Source organism: Bradyrhizobium sp. SPXBL-02 (assembly GCF_051853065.1).
In the GTDB taxonomy this organism is placed as follows: Bacteria; Pseudomonadota; Alphaproteobacteria; order Rhizobiales; family Xanthobacteraceae; genus Bradyrhizobium.
Genome location: NZ_CP182474.1, coordinates 4593035 through 4612277, shown reverse-complemented (window position 1 = coordinate 4612277; position 19243 = coordinate 4593035). Strand labels below are relative to the sequence as shown.

Genomic DNA, 19243 nt, shown 5'->3' with positions numbered 1-19243 from the left:
CGTCGCTATGGCCGCGCGCGCCTGAATGCGCTTTGATGGCGCAAACAACAATCCGGAGGAAACTATGCGGTACATTGCCCTCGTATCGGCGCTGCTTCTGCCGCTCAGTGCGGCATTCGCCCAGGACTATCCGACCAGGCCCATCACCATGCTGGTGCCATTCGCCGCGGGCGGGCCGACCGACACCATCGCCCGGCTGACCGCGGCGGGCATGGCGAAATCCCTGGGACAGCAGGTCATCGTCGAGAACGCGACCGGCGCCGGCGGCACCATCGGCACGACCCGGGCCGCGCGCGCCCAGCCGGACGGCTACACGCTGCTGATCCATCACGTCGGCATCTCGACCGCCGCGACGCTCTACCGCAATCTCAGCTACGACACCAAGACGGCCTTTGCGCCGATCGGGCTCGTCACCAACGCGCCGATGACCATCATCGCGCGCCCCGACTTCCCGGCCGATACGCTCAAGGACCTGGTCGCCTACGCCCAGCAGCAGGGCGACAAGCTGACCTATGCCAATGCCGGCTTGGGTGCGGCCTCGCATCTCTGCGGCATGCTGTTCATGACCGCGATCCAGAAGCAGCTCACCACGGTGCCTTACAAGGGTAACGGCCCGATCATGAACGATCTGCTCGGCAAGCAGATCGATCTCACCTGCGATCAGGCGACCAACACCACGGGGCCGATCACGGCCAAGCAGGTCAAGGCCTACGCGATCACCACCAAGGAACGGCTGAAGAGCCTGCCGGATCTGCCGACCGCCGACGAGGCCGGCCTCAAGGGTTTCGAGCTTGGTGTCTGGCACGGCATCTATGCGCCCAAGGGCACGCCGCCGGCGATCGTTCAGAAGCTGACCGCGGCGCTGCAGACCGCGCTTAAGGATCCCGCGCTGATCGCCCGGTTCAACGACATCAACACCGAGCCGGTGCCGCAGGACAAGGCGACGCCGGAGGCGTTAGGTGCGATGCTGACGAGTGAGATCGACCGCTGGGCCCCGATCATCAAGGCGGCCGGGCAATACGCCGATTGAGCTTTTGCGACCCGCGAGGCTTGCCGGGCCGAGCGGGTAAAAAGCAGCTTGTTCAAAGGCTAGTTCGCCGGTGCCATAATGCCGGTACTGTGCATGGGGTTGTTTTGCACGTTTGGTTGGCGCGCGGTGGAGGCGCTAACCCGCCGCCTCGTCGAATTGCGCGCTCGCCTCCAGCCATTGCTCCTCGGCGCGCGCCAGCGCGTCGGCCGCGTTCGCGCGCGCCTTCGACAGCTGCGCGGCCTGCTTGGGATCACGCGTGAAGATGTCGGGCAGGGCCAGCGCCGTGTCGATCTTGGCGATGATCTCGCTGACGCGCGCGATCTCGGCCTCGGCTTCGGCGATGCGCTTCTTCAGCGAGCCGCGATTGTCCACTCTTGGACGCAGCGGCTTCTCAGGCGGCGCGCTGCGCTCGCGCGGGGCTTCGGCGTTGCGCGTCGACAGCACCAGGCGGCGATACTCGTCGAGATCGCCGTCGTAATTGGTGACGGTGCGATCGGCGACGATCCAGAGCCGATCGGCGCAGGCCTCGATCAGATAGCGGTCGTGCGAGACCATGATCACCGCGCCGGGAAACTCGTTGATCGCTTCCGCAAGCGCGCCGCGGCTGTCGATGTCGAGATGGTTGGTCGGCTCGTCCAGGATGATCATGTTCGGTCCGAAGAAGGTCGCAAGCCCCAGGAGGAGGCGCGCCTTCTCGCCGCCTGACAATTTGCCGGCCTTGGTGTCGGCGGCCTTGCCGGAGAAGCCGATCGCGCCGGCGCGGGCGCGCACCTTGGCCTCGGGCGCATCGCCCATCAGCTTGCGGACGTGATCGTAGGCAGAGGCGTCTTCGTTCAGCTCATCGAGCTGATGCTGCGCGAAATAGGCGATCGACAGCTTGTCGGCGCGCGTCACTTTTCCCGAGAAAGGCGCGAGCCGTCCGGCGAGCAGTTTCACCAGCGTCGACTTGCCGTTGCCGTTGGCGCCCAGCAGCGCGATGCGGTCGTCATTGTCGATGCGCAAGGTGACGCGGCCCAGCACCGGGCTCGCCGGATCGTAGCCGACCGAGGCGTTGTCGACGGCAATGATCGGCGGCGACAAGATCTTCTCCGGCGCCGGGAAGCTGATCTCCCGCACGTCCTCGGTGACCAGCGCCGTGATCGGCTTCAGCCGCTCCAGCATTTTCACGCGAGACTGTGCCTGCCGGGCTTTCGATGCCTTGGCCTTGAAGCGGTCGACGAAGGCCTGGAGGCGGGCGCGCTCGGCCTCCTGGCGCTTGACCGCCTTGGCATCGAGCAGCTCGCGCGCGGCGCGCTGCTCCTCGAACGAGGAATAAGACCCCTTGTAGAGCGTGAGCTTGCCGCGCTCCAGATGCAGGATCTGGTCGACCGAGCTTTCCAGGAGGTCGCGGTCGTGGCTGATCACGATCACCGTGCGCGGATAATGCGCGAGGTGATCCTCCAGCCACAGCGTGCCTTCGAGGTCGAGATAGTTGGTGGGCTCGTCGAGCAGCAGAAGGTCGGGCGCCGCGAACAGCGTTGCGGCGAGCGCGACGCGCATGCGCCAGCCGCCGGAGAATTCGGCGCAGGGGCGGAGCTGATCGGCGGCGGAGAAGCCGAGGCCGGAGAGAATCGCGGCCGCGCGGCTCGGCGCCGAGTGGGCGTCGATGTCGACGAGGCGGGTCTGGATCTCGGCGATGCGGTGCGGATCGGTCGCGTGCTCGGCCTCGGTGAGCAGCGCGTCGCGTTCGAGGTCGGCCTTGAGCACGACCGAGATCAGGCTTTCGGGGCCGTTCGGCGCTTCCTGCGCCAGGCTGCCGATGCGCCAGCGCGGCGGCAGGGTCACCGAGCCGTGCTCGGCCGCAAGTTCGCCGCGGATCACCTTGAACAACGTCGACTTGCCGGTGCCGTTGCGTCCGACCAGGCCGACGCGCGATCCGGGCGTGATCTGCACGGAACTCTGGTCGATCAAAAGGCGTCCGGCGAGGCGGATGGAGAGGTCGTTGATGGCGAGCATGCGGCCTTGTCACCGCAAGGCGCGTCGAACGCAACCCGTTTTTCCGTCAGTGCGTCTCGCGTTCACGCCGCCGCAGCTCGTTCAGGAGCTGCTCGAGATGGGTCGGAAGGCGCGGCTCGGGCCGGAGGCTCTGCTGCAGCCGTTCGCCCACGGCATCGCAAATCGAGCGGCTGGTGCGCCGGTCGATCTGTTCGCTGTCACTGGCAAAAGGCCCAGCCATCGCAAGGTTCCGTGTTCTCGAAGTAAAGACACGGTACCAAGTCATTGCCGGCGAAATGGTTTCGCCGGCTGTAGGGAATGCCGGACATTCTCGTAAAAATTGTATGAGCTGCGCCTTGTCCGCTCAAAGGCAAAGCCCCGGCGAGGGGGCGCCGGGGCTTCTCTTGGCAGGTACCGTGGGGGGCTTAGGTACCCTTCGAAAGGTGCTGACGGGTTCAGTAGCAGCGGTTGATCAGCCGCCAGCGGGGTCCCCAGGGGGTCGGGACCAGCCGGCGCACATAGCAGCCGCCATAACCGTAGGAGACGGGAGCATAGTAGCGCGGACCGCCCCAGCGGTAGCCGCCGTGCCAGCCGCCACCGCCATGCCAGCCCGGGCCGCCGCCATGCCAATGAGCGGAGGCCGAGGTCGGCGCCAGCGCGGCACCGAGCGCAACCGCGGCGACAGCGGCAAGCGAAAGTTTCCTCAACATGGTGATCTCCTCAAAACTGCCCGGCGCGGGGGAATCCGCGTCGATGGAAAGGCCTCCGAAACGGTCCGCCTGACGATCAGGCTTTGGTTTCGATGGAGCCACCTTACGCTGGCGAAGCTGAACCGGACCCTCACGGCGGTTTCAGATTGGGTTCATCTGGGTGAAATTGTTGTCATCCAAGCCGAAATCGGACGCCGGCCGCCTGCGGCGAAGCGCCTGTGAGGCCGTTTCGGCGGTCGCTTGCCGTCCGGCAAAGGCGCCGATATAAGCCCCGCAACTCGACAACCACCCGCCTTCTTCCCCAAGGACAATATTATGGCCATCGAACGCACGTTCTCGATCATCAAGCCCGACGCGACCGAGCGTAACCTGACCGGCGCGGTCAACGCCGTGATCGAGAAGGCAGGCCTGCGCATCGTGGCGCAGAAGCGCATCCGCATGACCAAGGAGCAGGCCGAGACCTTCTACGCCGTCCACAAGGCGCGCCCCTTCTTCGGCGAGCTCGTGGCGTTCATGACCTCCGGCCCGGTCGTGGTTCAGGTCCTGGAAGGCGAGGGCGCGATCGCCAAGTACCGCGAGGTGATGGGCGCGACCGATCCGTCCAAGGCCGCCGAGGGCACCGTGCGCAAGCTCTACGCCAAGTCGATCGGCGAGAACTCGGTGCACGGTTCGGATGCGCCGGAGACCGCCGCGATCGAGATCGCGCAGTTCTTCTCGGGCAACGAGATCGTCGGCTGATCCAGCCGGCAGGTTAGAAACAACGGGCGAAAGGACTCATTGTGGACTGGCTCTGGCAGATCTTCGATCCCGCTACGATCGGGGCATTCTTCACCCAGTTCCGCAACGAGATGGCTGCGCCGACCTTCTGGATCGCGGTCGGCAAGATCATCTGGATCAACATCCTGCTCTCCGGCGACAATGCGCTGGTGATCGCGCTCGCGTGCCGCGGCCTGTCGCCGCGGCATCGGCTGTGGGGCATGATCTTCGGTGCCGGCGCAGCGGTGATGCTGCGGATCATCTTCACCGGTATCGTCGCCACACTGATGGAGTTGCCGTATCTCAAGCTGGTCGGCGGCCTTGCGCTGATCGTGATCGCGGCCAAGCTCCTGGTGCCGGAACACGATGACGATGACGACGTCGACGCTGCCGCGCATCTGTGGCAGGCGATCCAGATTGTCGTGGTCGCCGACATCGTCATGAGTCTCGACAACGTCATTGCGGTCGCCGCCGCGGCCAATGGCAGCGTGCCTCTGCTGATCCTCGGCCTTGCCATCAGCGTGCCGCTGATCGTCGCCGGCGCGGCGCTGATCATGGCGCTGCTGGAAAAGCTGCCGGTCCTGGTCTGGGCTGGCGCGGCATTGCTCGGCTGGATCTCGGGCGAGGTGATCGCGACCGATCCCGGCGTCGCGCCGCGACTGCACGCGCTGTTCGAGGGCCCGTTCGGCGCCTCGCTCGACGCCATGCTGGGGGTATTCCGCATCCCGCCGCAATTCGGCCATGGCGGGGCCGGCCCCGAATTTCTCTGCGCCGCACTCGGCGTCCTCGTCGTGCTGGTGGTCGGCACCATCTGGCGCCGGCGCAGGCTGACCGCCGTCGCGCTGGCATCCTCCGAGCAGCACGCCAAGGCTTCGGCGGAATAGAGTTTTCCGAGGATTGCTGTTCAGCTCTCCCGCAGGGAGAGGCGAGCACTCGCCGCCATTGTCAGCGCCGCACGATCGATCCCGAGCGGCCGATCAGGCGGGCGAGCTGACGGAAGCGGCTGCCGACGCGATCGGCGACGAGGTCGCCGAGCCGGTGCTCGAACACCAGCATCAATTTGCGGCCCTGGCTGCGGAAATGCGTGGCGGGCAGCACGCCGGGACGTGCGGCCGAGATCAGATGCGCGACGCGGAATGCAGCGCCCAGGAGGCGCGCGCGTTCGAGTTGCGCCGGCGTCAGCAGCTCCTGCATGGTGGCCGGCGGCTGGTTCTCCTCGCTGAGGCCGGCATAGCGATAGAACACCGACAGGCCGACGAAGGCGCGTTCGGTGTGGGTGATCGCGCCGAAATTGCCGTTGACGACGAGGCTGAGCGTCTGTTCGCCGCGATGATCGGGATGCACGCGCCAGCCGATGTCGGAGAGCAGGCAAGCGGTGTGGCGGAGGCGACGGTCCTCTTCCGTCTCGCGCAGCTTGACGACGCGCACCAGGCGGTCGGTCCAGGCGATCAGCTCCCGCGCGTGTTTGGCTGAACGCGACAGCAGCTGGTTCAGCTCCTCGGCCGCGCAGATCAGCCCGTCCTTGGTCCGTTCGGACTCCGACAGCTTCTCGTGCAGCAGGCCCTCGCGCACGCCGAAGGTCGAGAACACGATCGTCTTGGGTTTTGCGACCCGGATGATGTGCTCGAGCACCAGCGCCGCATAGGTGAGGAGAGGGCGCCGCGCATCGGCGACGATCTCGATGTCGGCAAGCATGTTGGCGGCGGCGAGGCGCCGCAGGCGGCGCGAGAAGTCGAGCGCTTCAGCAGCCGGGATGGAATAGCCGTGCATCACCTGGAGCGGATAGCCGCTCTGGATGATGTGGATGCGCGCGAGCGCGCGCCAGGTGCCGCCGACGGCGTAGAAGGTGCGGCCGCGGCCTGCAGTCAGCTGCGGCACCTCGTCGATCTCCTCGCGCACGATGCGATCGGCACGCTTGAGCGATTTGTGCGCGAGATCCTGGAGCGCGAGACCGCCGAGCGGCAACGTCACGCCGCTGCGCACCGCGTTCCTGCGCACGTCGATCAGCTCCAGCGAGCCGCCGCCGAGGTCGCCGACGATGCCGTCGGGGAGGTGGATGCCGGAGATCACGCCGAGCGCCGAGAGCCGCGCCTCCCGCGGGCCCGACAGGATCTCGATCTTCACCGCGCAGATGCGCTCGGCCTTGGCGATGAAATCAGGACCGTTGGAGGCGTCGCGGCACGCCGCGGTCGCGATCGCGAACACGCGTCCGACCTGCATCACCCGGCAGAGCGCGCGAAACCGTTTCAGCGAGGTCAGCGCCTTGTCGACGGCGTCGGGCGCAAGCAGGCCCGTGCTCTGCACCTCGCGTCCGAGGCCGCACAGCGTCTTCTCGTTGAAGATCGGGATGAGGCTGCGCGCCAGCGCCTCGTAGACGACGAGGCGGACCGAGTTGGAGCCGATGTCGATAACCGCGACGCTCGAGCCGCGCTTGCGCGGCCGCTTCACGTCGCAAATCCCCGATCAGGATTGATGGCGTTCGTTCCGGCGCGTGAGACGACGCGGCGAGGATTCCTTGAGCGACTTTCCACGGCCAGACAGACTCGGATTCGTCATGAAGTAGTTGTGGACGTTGAAAGGCTCCTCGCCCTTCGCGGTCTTCATACGCGTTGAAGACCCATCCGGCAACAACTGCCAGCTCTGCTCATTGTCCTTCAGGTTCGCGACCATAATCTGTTCGAGAACCTGCTGATGCACCGTCGGATTTTGCAGCGGACACAGCACCTCGACGCGGCGGTCGAGGTTTCGCGGCATCATGTCGGCAGAGGAGATATACACAGCCGCTTTCGCGCTCGGCAGGCCCTGGCCCATGCCGAAGCAGTAGATTCGGCCATGTTCCAGGAAGCGGCCGATGATCGACTTGACGCGGATGTTCTCCGACAGGCCGGGAATGCCGGGCCTGAGGCAGCAGATACCGCGCACCACGAGCTCGACCTGGACGCCGGCCTGGGACGCCTCGTAGAGCGCATCGATGATGTCGGGGTCGACCAGCGCATTCATCTTCATCCAGACCGCGCCCGGACGGCCGTGCCGCGCATGCGCGGTCTCGCCCTGGATGTGCTCGATGATGCGCTTGCGCAAGGTCAGCGGCGACACGGCCATCTTTTCCAGATCGCTCGGCGCGGCATAGCCGGTGATGAAATTGAACACGCGTGCGGCATCGCGGCCGATGGTCGGGTCCGAGGTGAAGTAGGAAAGGTCGGTGTAGATGCGCGCGGTGACCGGGTGATAGTTGCCGGTGCCGGTGTGGACGTAGGTCGTCAGGCTGCCGCCCTCGCGGCGCACCACCATCGAGAGCTTTGCGTGCGTCTTCAGTTCGAGGAAGCCGTAGACGACCTGCACGCCGGCGCGTTCGAGATCGCGCGCCCAGCGGATGTTGGCTTCCTCGTCGAACCGCGCTTTCAGCTCGATCAGTGCAGTGACGGATTTGCCGGCTTCAGCCGCTTCGGCGAGCGCGCGCACGATCGGTGAGTTGTTGGAGGTGCGGTAGAGGGTCTGCTTGATCGCGACGACATCGGGGTCGCGCGTGGCCTGCTGCAGGAACTGCACGACGACGTCGAACGACTCATAGGGATGATGGACGATCAGGTCCTTCTGCCGGATCGCGGCAAAGATGTCACCGCCATGCTCGCGCACGCGTTCGGGATGGCGCGGCACGTAAGGGGTGAATTCGAGGTCGGGGCGGTCGAGCCGGGTCAGCTGCGAGAGCTCGTTCATCGCCTGCACGCCGTCGACCAGGAACACCTCGTCGTCGGCGGCCGAGAGCGCGTGCTGCACGAAGCTGCGCAGCTCCTCCGGCATCTTGGCGTCGATCTCGAGCCGGATCACCGATCCGCGGCGGCGGCGCTTCAGCGCGGTCTCGAACAGGCGGACGAGGTCTTCGGCCTCTTCCTCGATTTCGAGCTCGGAGTCGCGAATGATCCGGAAGGCGCCATGGCCGTGCAGATTGTAGCCGGGGAACAGGCGATTGATGAACAGGGCGGTGGCCTGTTCCAGCGAGATCAGGCGCACCGTGCCCTCCGCCGGCAGGCGGATGAAGCGGTCGATCTTGCCGGGCATGCGGATCAGCGCGTTCATCTGCTTGCCGTCGGCGGCGCGCGTGAGGTGCAGCGCGATGGTGAAGCCGAGGCTCGGAATGAACGGGAAGGGGTGGGCCGGATCGATCGCCAGCGGCGTCAGCAGCGGGAACACGTTGTTGAGGAAGTAGTCCTCGATCCAGGTCCGTTCAGCCTTGGTGACGTCCTTGCCGTCGACCAGCACGATGCCGACATCGGCCAGCGTGCCGCGCAGGTCGCGCCAGATCGCCTGCTGGTCGGAGGCGAGCTGGGAGACGGTGCGGTTGATCAGCGCGAGCTGCTCGGACGGCGTCAGGCCGTCGGGGCTGCGTTCGGCAATGCCCTCGCGCACCTGGGCCTTGATGCCGGCAACGCGGACCATGAAGAACTCGTCGAGGTTATTCGCCGAAATCGACAGGAATCGCACCCGCTCCAGCACGGGGTGGCTGGGGTTGACCGATTCCTCCAGGACGCGGCGGTTGAAATGCAGCCAGGACAGCTCGCGGTTGATGAACCGCTCGGGGCTGGACGCGATTGCCGGGAGGCCCTCGGTTTCCGGGGCTTTCTCTTTGGTTTCAAGAGCTTGCGCAGAGTCCATCAGAAGTCGGTCCATCCAGTTCACCCAATTGCGACTTAAGCGCAAAATCGGCGGGAGCATGTGTTAGAGCGATGACGTTTCGATGACATTGATGTTCCGCCGCCGCCCCGCGTCAAGCGGGCTTCAGGGAGGCCTGCGAGCCGGTCAGGCGTCCCGGAGCAGCTCGGCGGCCAGTGCCCGGGTGACGGGACGGCCGAGCCGCAGGGCTTCGCTGTCGAGCAACTCGATGGCCCGCCGGGCGGCGGCCGAGGACCGTTCCAGGCGGTTGGCGAGGTAGCCGACCACGCTCTCGTCCACATTGAGCTGGCGGTCGGCGCAGAACTTGACGATGAGGCCGCGGAACAGCTGGTCGTCGGGCAGCAGCAGCGTGACCACCGGAACGGCCCGCAGGCGCGAGCGCAGGTCGCGAAGCTCGATCTGAAGCGCGGCCGGTGCCTCGCGCCCGGTGAAGAGGAGGTAGGCGCCGTCCTCGCGGCCGAGATTCATCAGGTGAAACAGGGCGCGCTCGTCGAAGTCCCCAGCCTTGAGATCCTCGACCACTAGCGCGCCGGTGGCGAGCGCGCCGGGCACGGCCGCCGCGGTCAGCGCATTGGCGGTGGTCGAACGGGCGCCAGCGTCCTCGGCCCAGATCGCGGCGAGATGGCTCTTGCCGCTGCCCTCCGGGCCCGCCAGCCACATGATCCGGTTCGGCCATTCCGGCCAGCTGTCGATCAGGCCGAGACCGGCCGCGTTGGCGGGGCCTTCGAGGAAGTTGTCCCGGCTGAGGCTCTCCGCATGCGGAAGTGCAAACGCCAATTGTCGGGGATGAACGCGGCCTGCCACGCTTGCTTTGCTCCATGCCGGCGCGCCGGCCGGTTCGAAGAGAATTCGATTTGATCGAGCGGAGATGGCCTTTACGAGGCCGCTTCCACTTTCATTTGGCCTCGATCGTGCTCATGTGCCGCAGCCACTCGACGAGATAGAGCGACACGGAGGAGAGCGTGAGGACCGTGACGAGACCCATCAGGATGATATCATAGGGCGCGGGCTTGAAGCCGAAGGCAAGCGCCGCCAGCACCAGGGCTGCGAACGCCACTTGCGCGACCGTGTTGAGCTTGGACACTTTCGACGGCTTCATCTCGACCGGCCGGTCGAACAGCCAGGACACGATCACGGCGGCGACGATCATGATGTCGCGCGAGACCACCAGGATCACGATCCAGCGCGGGATCGCGCCCCAGATGCCGAGCGCCATGTAGATCGAGACCAGCAGCGCCTTGTCGGCGAGCGGATCAAGCAGGGCGCCCAGCTCGCTCGTCATGTTGAAGCGCTTGGCCAAGAACCCGTCCACGGCATCGCTGATGCCGGCGATGAGGAAGACGGCGAACGCGACCTCCATTTGGCTCGATACGATGGCCCAGACGATGATCGGGACCAGCATGATGCGGCCCAGGGTAATGATGTTTGGAATACTCACGCAGCGCTTCCCGGCACCGGTTCTGACCTCAAATCCGGCCCGTTGCAGGCTGAACCGGTTGATATGTCTACATAGTATAGCGGGGAGCGCCATGCGAGCCATTGCGCGTCCCCGGAATTCGACGTAACCAGCCGCAAACCCACTGGAAATCGGGCATGACCGACCGCAAAAACGGCCTCACTTACGCCGATTCAGGCGTCGATATCGACGCGGGCAACCGCCTGGTCGACCTGATCAAGCCGATGGTGCGCGCCACCGCACGGCCGGGCGCCGATGCCGAGATCGGCGGCTTCGGCGGCCTGTTCGACCTCAAGGCGGCCGGCTTCAAGGATCCGGTCCTCGTGGCCGCGACCGACGGCGTCGGCACCAAGGTCAAGATCGCGATCGAGACCGGGCTGCATGGCGGCATCGGCATCGACCTCGTCGCCATGAGCGTCAACGACCTCGTGGTGCAGGGCGCCGAGCCGCTGTTTTTCCTGGACTATTTCGCCTGCGGCAAGCTCGACCCCGAGGCCACTGCGGCGATCGTCGCAGGCGTTGCAGAAGGATGCCGCGAATCCGGCTGCGCGCTGATCGGCGGGGAAACCGCCGAGATGCCCGGCCTCTACAAGGACGGCGACTACGACCTCGGCGGCTTTGCCGTCGGCGCCGCCGAGCGCGGTACGTTGTTGCCGCGAAAGGACATCGCCGCGGGCGATGCCGTGATCGGTCTCGCTTCGTCCGGCGTGCATTCCAACGGCTTCTCGCTGGTCCGCAAGATCGTCGAGCAGTCGGGCCTCAGCTTCGAGGCGCAGGCGCCGTTCGCGCCGGTGATGACGCTCGGCGGCGCGCTGCTGACGCCGACCAGGCTGTACGTCAAATCCTGCCTGCGCGTTATCCGGGAGACCGGCGCGGTGAAGGGGCTCGCCCACATTACCGGCGGCGGCTTCACCGACAACATCCCGCGCGTGCTGCCCAAGCACCTCGGCGTCGGCATCGATCTGGCACGCCTGCCGGTGCTGCCGGTGTTCAAATGGCTGGCCGCGCAGGCCGGCATTGCCGAGCTGGAAATGCTGCGCACCTTCAATTGCGGCATCGGCATGATCGCGATCGTCGAGCCCGACAAGGTCGACAAGGTGATCGAGGTCTTCACCGACGCCGGCGAGACCGTGGCGCAGCTCGGCACCGTGATTCCGGCCGAGGGCGAGCACCGCGTCGTCTATAACGGCCATCTCGACATGGCGCTGTGATGAAGCGCCGCGTCGCCATCCTGATTTCCGGGCGCGGCTCCAACATGGCCGCCTTGATCAGGGCAGCCGCTGCCGCCGATTTTCCGGCGGAGATATCGCTCGTCATCTCCAACAAGGCCGATGCGCTCGGCCTCGAACGTGCCCGGGCGGGCGGCGTGACCACGGAGGTGATCGAGAGCAAGCCGTTCGGCAAGGACCGCGCCGGCTTCGAGAAGGTGCTGCAGGCCGCGCTCGACAAGCACGGCATCGAGCTGATTTGTCTGGGCGGCTTCATGCGCCTGTTCACGGCCGAGTTCACAAAAGCCTGGTATGGGCGGATGCTCAACATCCATCCGTCGCTGCTGCCGTCGTTCCCCGGCCTCGACCCGCACGGCCAGGCCCTGCGCGCCGGCGTCAAGCTGTCCGGCGCGACGGTGCACTTCGTCATCCCCGAGACCGATGCCGGCCCGATCGTGATGCAGGGCGCGGTTCCCGTCAGCGACCACGACACTGCGGAAACGCTGTCCGAACGCATCCTCGAAGTCGAGCACCGCATCTATCCCGAGGCGCTGCGGCTGCTCGCGACCGGCAAGGTCCGGATCGAGGGCGATGTCTGCAAGACGGCGGGAAGCGCGGCGTCGGAGAATTTCTTGGTTGCGCCGGTGGTGCGCTGAAGAGCCGCCCCGTCCCGTCATTGCGAGGAGCTCTTGCGACGAAGCAATCCAGAATCGCTCCGCGGAAAGATTCTGGATTGCTTCGCTTCGCTCGCAATGACGGAATATGTGGCGCGTGCGAGCCGAACCATGAACCTACGCGCAACGGGCGAGCCCCCAAACAAGATCCCCCGGCAGAGCCGGGGGCAACGTCATGATCGCTCGCTTGCCGCGAGAGACATCAGGAAACCTTGAGGTTTTCCGCGGACGACTTGCCGCGGTTCTCCACGAGGTCGAATTCAACCACCTGGTTCTCGTTGAGGGTGGAGAGTCCGGCACGCTCGACCGCGGAGATGTGGACGAACACGTCCTTGTCGCCGCCGTTCGGCTTGATGAACCCATAGCCCTTGGTCGGGTTGAACCATTTGACGGTGCCCTTTTGCGGCATCGCTCGTCTCCTCCACTAGATATAAAAAAGACGCGGCCGCTTTTCGCGTGCCACGCCACAAACGGTCTTCCGGAAGTCTGTTCGAGTCTTGAGGCGCAATGTCGCGAAACGCACAGCCAAGCGGCCAATTCCGATTGTGACCGATATTGCAACATGAAAATCGTCGCCTAGCAAGCCGCGCGGGGATTTCAAGACCAGGCCAGCTGCCTTCAAGCGCAATTTGCGACCTGTGGCAGCAGAACCACAATCAGTGCAATAGCCTTGGCCGTCATGCGCCGACCGGTTGACCCCTCGTGGCAGTTCGGCACAAATCGCCGCTAGCGCCGCAGACCGTGTTGCATTTTTGCGCGCCGCCACTTCGCTACGGGATTCATGGTCATGCGCTGCGCCGCGCAGCTCTCCGGGACACGGCAGACGATCGGGCTGGACCGCGTCCGCCGGATCGCCGCTGCGCTTGCGATGGCGTTTGCGCTGGTCGTGACCATGGCGGCGGTGAGCCCCAGCTTCGCGCAAAGCCCGACGCCGACACCCACCCCGACACCCACCCCGACGCCGACGCCGATTCCGTCGCCGACCTCGACCAATCAGGATCGGTCAGCCGGCAACAGCGCGCTCAATCTCGGCTCGGGCTTTCTGGAGCGGCTCGGCAACCAGGCATCCGGCGGCGTCAACCGGGCGTTCCGCACCAATCCGGGCGGCGGCGGTGCCTCGGCGGGCACGGAAGATCCCCGCTACCGCACCTGGTTCGAGGGCTACGGCCTCTCGGTCCGGACTGATGCGCAAGGCGATTTCGTCGGCGACAAGCGCAAGACCTTTGGCGGCGTCGCCGGTTTCGGCGCGCGGCTCGCACCCGGCGTCAACATCGGATTCTCGGTCGACCACAGCCACACCGACATCGACGTGCCGCTGGCGCTGCAATCCGCAACGCTCGACCTGACCCAGCTCGGCTTCAGCGGCTCGGTCGACAAGGGCCCGTGGACCTGGGCCTTTGCGGTGGTGCACGGCTTCGGCAAGGTCCATTCCAGCCGCGACACCGGCCTTGGCCTTGCGACCGCGGGCTATCGCGCCGCCGTCGACGGCGCGCTGACCGAGATCAGCTATTACTGGACCAAGGACCAGATGCGCATCGTGCCGAAGGGCGCGCTGGAATATGTGCGCGCCACCAGCGCCTCGTTCAGTGAGTCCGGCGGGCTCGACCCGCTCAACGTCGGCGCGACGGCGCTCTCGCGCGCGCGCATCATGATCGGGGCGGAGATCGGCCGCTACTTCATTATCGACCAGAAGATCCTGGACCTCTCGGCCTACGGCAAGTTCGTCGACAATTTCCACCAGGACCTGGGATCCATCCAGGTCAGCCTGGGCGCCCAGAACATCATCGTTCCCGGCATCGGCGAGAGCCGTTACGGCGCGGATGCCGGTGCCTCGGCTTCGCTCAGCCTGACCAACGTGGCTCGGCTCTACGTCAATTACGACGGCAAGTTCCGCAACGAGCTCACCTCGCACCAGGGCACAATCGGCTTCGAATACAAATGGTGAGCTGACGCTCGCCTGCGTTCAGGTCGGCGCCGTCGCCACATATCCCGTCAAGCCAAAGCCCTCGCGCGCCGCCGTCATCATCGGCACCAGCGCGTTCGGATGGATGAACTCGTCGCGGAAGCAGGGATAGGTCCTGGGATCGAAAATCTTCTTCAGCCAGTCGACCACGATCTTGTGGCGCTCGGAGGTGCGAAACTCCTTGTGATAGGTGAGCCAGAGATCGGCGTGGTGGCTGACGCCGAGGTCGACGGCAACGAGCGGCGCGCCGAGCGCGATCGACACCGTCGGCAGGAAGCCGATGCCGGCGCCGCGCTCCACCGCATAGAGCACGCCCACCGACGAATTGGTCTTGATCCCGACGATGCCCTCGAGCGACTTCAGCCCGAGCACGCGGGCATAGGCGCCGTCGTCGACCTGCGGCGCGCTCTGCTTGATGATGCGGTGGTTGTTCAATTCGGCGAGCGTTGCCGGCACGCCGTAGAGGCTTTCATATTCCTTGGAGACGAAGGGATAGATGTGAAGGCGGCCGAGCTTGGCGACGATCAGATCCGGATTGGTCGGCGGTTCGAGCTGGATTGCGATGTCGGATTCGAGCCGCGCGACGTCGGCCTGCTCCATTGCGCAGCGCAGATCGACGGTGATCTTGCGGTAGGTCTTCTGGAAATCGATCAGCCGCGGCAGGATCCAGAAATTGCCGGGGCCTTCCGTCACGGCGACGCGCACGGTACCCGAGGTGTCGTTCGATGTCCGGGCGGCGCGGCGGAAGACGTTGAAGGCGTGACGCTCCATATGCGTGACGTCGGCGATCATCGCATTGCCTTCATCGCTGAGCGTCAGCCCGCTCTGGTCGCGCAGGAACAGCTTGCAGCCGATGCTCTCCTCGAGCCGGTCGACGCGGCGCATCAGCGTTGTGGAGGTGAGGCCGAGCTCTTCGGCGGCATTCCGAAAACTTTATATTTTGCGCACGCTAAAAACAGCTTCAAATCATCCCAGGACGTGCCCAGGGCTTCTTCACGGTGCTGCATCATCGCAGCACCCCGGTGCAATAACTGCTGCATACTCCTGATCCCCAACCGCTAAGCTCGTCGTCATAGCGGGGCATGAAAGCCTTGAACGATAGAGGCGTGATATGAGTATGGAAAGGGGCTCGTTTGCCGCAAGACACGATTTCGATGCCCTGCCTCTGAGCCCGGACATCGACGTCCGCTGTGCGCAATTTTCCGAAATTGGGGCGCTTTCGGAGATGGCGCACCGGCTGGTGCCGGGCGTGCAGATCGGGACGGCGGAGCTTGCCAAATATTACCTTTTCGATCCCCAGAGCATCCTGACATTCAGCCGCAAAGGCAAGCTCGTCGGCGGCATGGCGTTCCTGTTCCTCAATGATCGCGGACACGACGCGCTGCTGCTCGACGAGATTTGCCTCACTGCGCCCGAGACGCGCTATCTCGCATCGGCGGACGACGACGTCGCCGCCATCTACATCTGGGCGATCGCGGCGACGGGCCGCGGCATCGCCGGTCTCGGCAAGGCCGCGGCGCATCTGCGGCAGATAAGGTTTCGCAGTGCGGACTGCTATGCGCAGCCGTCAACGGTGGCTGGACGCGACATCATGAAGGCGACAGGCTTTGCACCTGTTCCGAGCTTTCAACCCGACCTTTGGTGCTACGAGCGGCCCTGGCATCGACGGCCGCTGCGCATGCCGGGTGCGATCATCCAATCAAGGAGCTTTGCAGATGCACGGTACTAGGATTCCTGTCGCCACGCCCTGTTCCCGCGCCATCACCATCCGCCTCGCGCGCGACCCAAGCGATCTCATGCTGGTGACCGCCATCCGCTCGGCGGTCTATCTCGCCGAGCAGGATTGTCCGTTCGAGGAGGAGTTCGACGGCAACGACATGGTCGCCGCGCATTTCATCGGCTTCGTCGGCAACGAGCCTGCGGGCTGCCTGCGGGTGCGCTTCTTCGGCGATTTCGCCAAGGTGGAGCGGCTTGCGGTGCGTCACCAATATCGGCGCTCCCGCGTCTCCTTCAAGCTGGTGCACGCCAGCGTCGATTATGTGAAGCGCAAGGGCTTTCGCAAGATCTACGGCCAGGCGCAGGACCGGCTGGTCGATTTCTGGGCCCATTTCGGCGCCAAGCCGCTCGGTCACAACCGCAAGATCACCTTCTCGGATTTCTCCTACACGGAGATGCTGCTGGAGGTCGAGCCGGGCCCGGACGCCATCACGCTCGACAGCGATCCCTATGTGATCATCCGTCCCGAGGGCGATTGGGACCGGCCTGGCGTGCTCGATGCGTCGGCCGGGCGGGCAGTGACCTCACCGCTGCGGGACCTCGCTCTCGCCGACCGCTGAAATAGGTGCAGCTGCGCGCAACACGATGCTGGTTTCCATGCACGATGATCCGCCGATCCTGGTCTGTGCGGATCTTCAGGTCGAGTACCTGACCCCCGGCCGCCGCCACGTCATCCGTGACGGCGATGCGACGATGGCGCGCTGCCTGGAACTTCTGACGCTGTGGCGCAGCAATCTGTGGCCGGTGATGCATCTGAAGCGCATCGCGCAGGCGGCCTGGTTCAATCCGTCATCCAGGCTGACCGATTGGATCGCAGAGGCCAGGCCACGGCCGGGCGAGATGACGTTCGAGCACCCGCTGCCGTCCGCCTACAGCTCGTCGCGGTTTGTCGGCCACATGTCCGCTATCGGCGCCATGCGCTGCATTCTGGTCGGCTTTTCCCTGGACGAGACCATCCTGGCCACCGCCGTCGAGGGGTTTCACCGCAGCCATCGCTACCATGTGATCGATGACGCCGTGGCTTGCCGGCAGCCGGGCACGGACGATGCCGCCGCCTACCGGCATGCGGTGGTGAATGTCATCGCGAATTTTGCTACAATCCAGTCCAGCGCCGAACTGATCAGAACCAGCGGCGCCGTCGCGGTGTAGGCGTCCGCGGCCGGTCGATGGGGTTGAGAATTGTCGCGGGGAGACGAGCTCAAGGAGCTGGTGAGCGATCTGTCGCATGCCGCCGAGAAGGCGCGCAGGCTGGGGCTGCCCACGACGGTCTACTTGCTCTCGATGGCGCTGGTGGAGGTGAGGGAAGCCGTTGCCGCCAGCGACGAAGGGGACGACGGCGGCGCGGCGTGAAAGCTGCCCGGCCCGGCTTCTGCGATCCGTGGTGCCGTCATGTGCGGCTTTGTGCATCCCTGCTGAGCGCTTGCCGCCGACGAATTGGCGTTGCAAGTTTCGCGTCGTGGCAATAGCCACGTACTTAAGACAAGCACTTGCCATCGAGTGATGACGCCGGCCGAGCCGGCGGCGTGACGCTTTCAAGGATCTTCGCAAATGTCCATGCTGCCCAATTCGCAAGAGGCCCGGGATGTAGCCTATCAGCTCCATCCCTACACCAATGCGCGCACCCATCAGCAGGCCGGTCCCCTGGTGATCGAGCGCGGCGAGGGGCCCTATGTCTTCGACGCGTCGGGCAAGCGCTATTTCGAAGCGATGGCGGGCCTGTGGAGCGTCGGGCTCGGCTTCAACGAGAAGCGGCTGGTCGAGGCGGCGTACAAGCAGATGCAGGCGCTGCCGTTCTACCACACCTTCTCCGCTAAATCGCACGGTCCCTCGATCGACCTCGCCGAGAAGCTGGTCGCGCTCGCGCCTGTACCGATGAGCAAGGTGTTCTTCACCAATTCCGGCTCGGAAGCGAACGACACGGTGTTGAAGCTGATCGCCTATCGCTCCAATGCGCTTGGCCAGCCCCAGCGCAAGAAGGTGATCAGCCGCCTGCGTGCCTATCACGGCGTCACCATCGCATCCGCCAGCCTGACGGGCCTGCCGAACAACCACCGCTCCTTCGACCTGCCGCTGCCGAACATCCTGCATACGGGCTCGCCGCATTTTTATAAGGACGGTGCCCCCGGCGAGAGCGAGGAAGCCTTCGCCACGCGCCGGGCCGAGGAGCTCGACGCGCTGATCCAGAAGGAGGGGCCGGATACGATCGCGGCCTTCTTCGGCGAGCCGGTGATGGGGGCGGGCGGCGTCGTCGTGCCGCCGGCGACCTACTGGGACAAGATCCAGAAGGTGCTGAAGAAGTACGACATTCTCCTGGTCGCCGACGAGGTAATCTGCGGCTTCGGCCGTACCGGCAAGATGTTCGGCTGCGAGACTTACGGCATCGAGCCGGACGCGATGGTGGTCTCCAAGCAGATCACCTCGAGCTATTTCCCGCTGTCGGCGATCATCCTGAACGACCGCATGTTCGAGCCGATCGCGGACGAGAGCAACAAGATCGGCGTGCTCGGCCACGGCTTCACCGCCGGCGGCCATCCGGTCGGCTCGGCGATTGCGCTGGAAAACCTCAAGATCATCGAGGAGCGCGGCCTTGTCGCGCACGCGGCCGAGCTCGGCGCCTATATGCAGGGCCGCTTGCGTGAGCTTACGAGCCACCCGCTGGTCGGCGAGGTCCGCGGCGTCGGCATGATCGCCGCGCTTGAGCTCGTGCTCGACAAGGGGCGCAAGACCGCCGCCAGCACGCCGGGCGCCGTCGGCGGCATCGCCAGCCGCATGCTCCAGGAGCGCGGCGTGATCTCGCGCAACATGCTCGATGCCATCGCCATCTGCCCGCCGCTGATCACGACCAAGGCTCAGATCGATGAGCTGGTCACCGCGATCTCAGGCGTGCTGAACGACATGAAGAGCGAAGTGGCGAAGCTGACGCCGGCGTAGGGGCTCTCTCCCCGTCATTGCGAGGAGCCCTTGCGACGAAGCAATCCAGACTGCCACTGCGGAAAGATTCTGGATTGCTTCGCTGCGCTCGCAA

At 65.4% G+C, this 19243-nt stretch carries 19 protein-coding genes and 1 pseudogene; 11 read left to right on the top strand and 9 right to left on the bottom strand.

The genetic code is table 11. The features are described from left to right. Window positions 1-64: 64 nt before the first annotated feature. Window positions 65-1030, top strand: coding sequence for a tripartite tricarboxylate transporter substrate-binding protein (locus ACNJYD_RS21660; RefSeq protein WP_439363251.1), 966 nt, complete (start codon window positions 65-67; stop codon window positions 1028-1030). Window positions 1031-1165: 135 nt separating this feature from the next. Here ACNJYD_RS21660 and ACNJYD_RS21655 read toward each other — a convergent pair whose 3' ends face one another. The 3 genes from ACNJYD_RS21655 to ACNJYD_RS21645 form a co-directional block, all read right to left on the bottom strand. After that, the gene (locus ACNJYD_RS21655) at window positions 1166-3025 is read right to left on the bottom strand and encodes an ABC-F family ATP-binding cassette domain-containing protein (protein WP_439363250.1); all 1860 of its coding nucleotides are present in this window, start codon (window positions 3023-3025) and stop codon (window positions 1166-1168) included. Window positions 3026-3071: 46 nt separating this feature from the next. Then, window positions 3072-3245: a hypothetical protein gene (locus ACNJYD_RS21650; RefSeq protein WP_172786477.1), complete on the bottom strand. Its 174-nt coding sequence runs from the start codon at window positions 3243-3245 to the stop codon at window positions 3072-3074. A 214-nt stretch (window positions 3246-3459) separates the two neighbouring features. Further along, the gene (locus ACNJYD_RS21645) at window positions 3460-3714 is read right to left on the bottom strand and encodes a sulfur globule protein precursor (protein WP_172786478.1); all 255 of its coding nucleotides are present in this window, start codon (window positions 3712-3714) and stop codon (window positions 3460-3462) included. 315 nt (window positions 3715-4029) lie between these two features. Between ACNJYD_RS21645 and ndk the strand changes: the two genes are divergently transcribed. Further along, window positions 4030-4452, top strand: coding sequence for a nucleoside-diphosphate kinase (gene ndk, locus ACNJYD_RS21640; protein WP_025035862.1), 423 nt, complete (start codon window positions 4030-4032; stop codon window positions 4450-4452). Window positions 4453-4493: 41 nt separating this feature from the next. Then, the gene (locus ACNJYD_RS21635) at window positions 4494-5354 is read left to right on the top strand and encodes a TerC family protein (protein WP_172786479.1); all 861 of its coding nucleotides are present in this window, start codon (window positions 4494-4496) and stop codon (window positions 5352-5354) included. Window positions 5355-5415: 61 nt separating this feature from the next. Here ACNJYD_RS21635 and ppx read toward each other — a convergent pair whose 3' ends face one another. The 4 genes from ppx to ACNJYD_RS21615 all read right to left on the bottom strand — a co-directional run bounded on the left by ppx (window position 5416) and on the right by ACNJYD_RS21615 (window position 10579). Beyond that, window positions 5416-6918: an exopolyphosphatase gene (ppx, locus tag ACNJYD_RS21630; protein ID WP_172786480.1), complete on the bottom strand. Its 1503-nt coding sequence runs from the start codon at window positions 6916-6918 to the stop codon at window positions 5416-5418. Window positions 6919-6933: 15 nt separating this feature from the next. After that, complete coding sequence (locus ACNJYD_RS21625; RefSeq protein WP_172786517.1) at window positions 6934-9123, bottom strand: RNA degradosome polyphosphate kinase; 2190 nt, start codon at window positions 9121-9123, stop codon at window positions 6934-6936. Between the two features lie 144 nt (window positions 9124-9267). Next, a complete protein-coding gene (locus ACNJYD_RS21620) occupies window positions 9268-9945 on the bottom strand; it encodes a chromosomal replication initiator DnaA (protein WP_439363249.1) in 678 nt (225 codons plus the stop codon). 91 nt (window positions 9946-10036) lie between these two features. Then, window positions 10037-10579, bottom strand: a complete 543-nt coding sequence (locus ACNJYD_RS21615; protein WP_172786482.1) for a CDP-alcohol phosphatidyltransferase family protein — start codon at window positions 10577-10579, stop codon at window positions 10037-10039. A 155-nt stretch (window positions 10580-10734) separates the two neighbouring features. Between ACNJYD_RS21615 and purM the strand changes: the two genes are divergently transcribed. Together purM and purN are read left to right on the top strand one after the other, a co-directional pair. Further along, window positions 10735-11808 carry a phosphoribosylformylglycinamidine cyclo-ligase gene (gene purM / locus ACNJYD_RS21610; protein ID WP_172786483.1) on the top strand — a complete coding sequence of 358 codons (1074 nt, stop codon included), beginning with the start codon at window positions 10735-10737 and terminating at the stop codon, window positions 11806-11808. Beyond that, the gene (gene purN, locus ACNJYD_RS21605) at window positions 11808-12461 is read left to right on the top strand and encodes a phosphoribosylglycinamide formyltransferase (RefSeq protein ID WP_439363248.1); all 654 of its coding nucleotides are present in this window, start codon (window positions 11808-11810) and stop codon (window positions 12459-12461) included. The genes purM and purN overlap by 1 nt, the downstream gene beginning before the upstream one ends. A 220-nt stretch (window positions 12462-12681) precedes the next feature. Here purN and ACNJYD_RS21600 read toward each other — a convergent pair whose 3' ends face one another. After that, window positions 12682-12888 carry a cold-shock protein gene (locus tag ACNJYD_RS21600; RefSeq protein WP_024338088.1) on the bottom strand — a complete coding sequence of 69 codons (207 nt, stop codon included), beginning with the start codon at window positions 12886-12888 and terminating at the stop codon, window positions 12682-12684. A 378-nt stretch (window positions 12889-13266) separates the two neighbouring features. Between ACNJYD_RS21600 and ACNJYD_RS21595 the strand changes: the two genes are divergently transcribed. Further along, window positions 13267-14424, top strand: a complete 1158-nt coding sequence (locus ACNJYD_RS21595; protein ID WP_439363247.1) for an autotransporter outer membrane beta-barrel domain-containing protein — start codon at window positions 13267-13269, stop codon at window positions 14422-14424. A gap of 18 nt (window positions 14425-14442) precedes the next feature. Here the strand turns inward: ACNJYD_RS21595 and ACNJYD_RS21590 are convergent. Next, window positions 14443-15482: pseudogene (locus ACNJYD_RS21590) on the bottom strand (LysR family transcriptional regulator). Between the two features lie 71 nt (window positions 15483-15553). Between ACNJYD_RS21590 and ACNJYD_RS21585 the strand changes: the two are divergent. The 5 genes from ACNJYD_RS21585 to ACNJYD_RS21565 all read left to right on the top strand — a co-directional run bounded on the left by ACNJYD_RS21585 (window position 15554) and on the right by ACNJYD_RS21565 (window position 19149). Beyond that, a complete protein-coding gene (locus ACNJYD_RS21585) occupies window positions 15554-16171 on the top strand; it encodes a hypothetical protein (protein ID WP_439363246.1) in 618 nt (205 codons plus the stop codon). Continuing rightward, complete coding sequence (locus ACNJYD_RS21580; RefSeq protein WP_439363245.1) at window positions 16158-16778, top strand: GNAT family N-acetyltransferase; 621 nt, start codon at window positions 16158-16160, stop codon at window positions 16776-16778. Before ACNJYD_RS21585 ends, ACNJYD_RS21580 begins: the two co-directional genes overlap by 14 nt. Before the next feature lie 25 nt (window positions 16779-16803). After that, a complete protein-coding gene (locus ACNJYD_RS21575) occupies window positions 16804-17367 on the top strand; it encodes an isochorismatase family protein (RefSeq protein WP_172786489.1) in 564 nt (187 codons plus the stop codon). A 30-nt stretch (window positions 17368-17397) separates the two neighbouring features. Next, window positions 17398-17568, top strand: coding sequence for a hypothetical protein (locus tag ACNJYD_RS21570; RefSeq protein ID WP_212257567.1), 171 nt, complete (start codon window positions 17398-17400; stop codon window positions 17566-17568). Window positions 17569-17766: 198 nt separating this feature from the next. Then, window positions 17767-19149, top strand: a complete 1383-nt coding sequence (locus ACNJYD_RS21565) for an aspartate aminotransferase family protein (RefSeq protein WP_172786491.1) — start codon at window positions 17767-17769, stop codon at window positions 19147-19149. Window positions 19150-19243: the final 94 nt, after the last annotated feature.

Bases quoted from the DNA above. Each gene is read 5' to 3' on its own strand.
- ACNJYD_RS21655 (WP_439363250.1), bottom strand. From the start codon at position 3,025: ATGCTCGCCATCAACGACCTCTCCATCCGCCTCGCCGGACGCCTTTTG.
- ACNJYD_RS21600 (WP_024338088.1), bottom strand. From the start codon at position 12,888: ATGCCGCAAAAGGGCACCGTCAAATGGTTCAACCCGACCAAGGGCTAT.
- ndk (WP_025035862.1), top strand. From the start codon at position 4,030: ATGGCCATCGAACGCACGTTCTCGATCATCAAGCCCGACGCGACCGAG.
- ACNJYD_RS21595 (WP_439363247.1), top strand. From the start codon at position 13,267: ATGCGCTGCGCCGCGCAGCTCTCCGGGACACGGCAGACGATCGGGCTG.
- ACNJYD_RS21660 (WP_439363251.1), top strand. From the start codon at position 65: ATGCGGTACATTGCCCTCGTATCGGCGCTGCTTCTGCCGCTCAGTGCG.
- ACNJYD_RS21565 (WP_172786491.1), top strand. From the start codon at position 17,767: ATGTCCATGCTGCCCAATTCGCAAGAGGCCCGGGATGTAGCCTATCAG.
- purM (WP_172786483.1), top strand. From the start codon at position 10,735: ATGACCGACCGCAAAAACGGCCTCACTTACGCCGATTCAGGCGTCGAT.
- ACNJYD_RS21645 (WP_172786478.1), bottom strand. From the start codon at position 3,714: ATGTTGAGGAAACTTTCGCTTGCCGCTGTCGCCGCGGTTGCGCTCGGT.
- ACNJYD_RS21580 (WP_439363245.1), top strand. From the start codon at position 16,158: ATGCACGGTACTAGGATTCCTGTCGCCACGCCCTGTTCCCGCGCCATC.
- purN (WP_439363248.1), top strand. From the start codon at position 11,808: ATGAAGCGCCGCGTCGCCATCCTGATTTCCGGGCGCGGCTCCAACATG.
- ACNJYD_RS21625 (WP_172786517.1), bottom strand. From the start codon at position 9,123: ATGGACTCTGCGCAAGCTCTTGAAACCAAAGAGAAAGCCCCGGAAACC.
- ACNJYD_RS21575 (WP_172786489.1), top strand. From the start codon at position 16,804: ATGCTGGTTTCCATGCACGATGATCCGCCGATCCTGGTCTGTGCGGAT.
- ACNJYD_RS21650 (WP_172786477.1), bottom strand. From the start codon at position 3,245: ATGGCTGGGCCTTTTGCCAGTGACAGCGAACAGATCGACCGGCGCACC.
- ACNJYD_RS21585 (WP_439363246.1), top strand. From the start codon at position 15,554: ATGAGTATGGAAAGGGGCTCGTTTGCCGCAAGACACGATTTCGATGCC.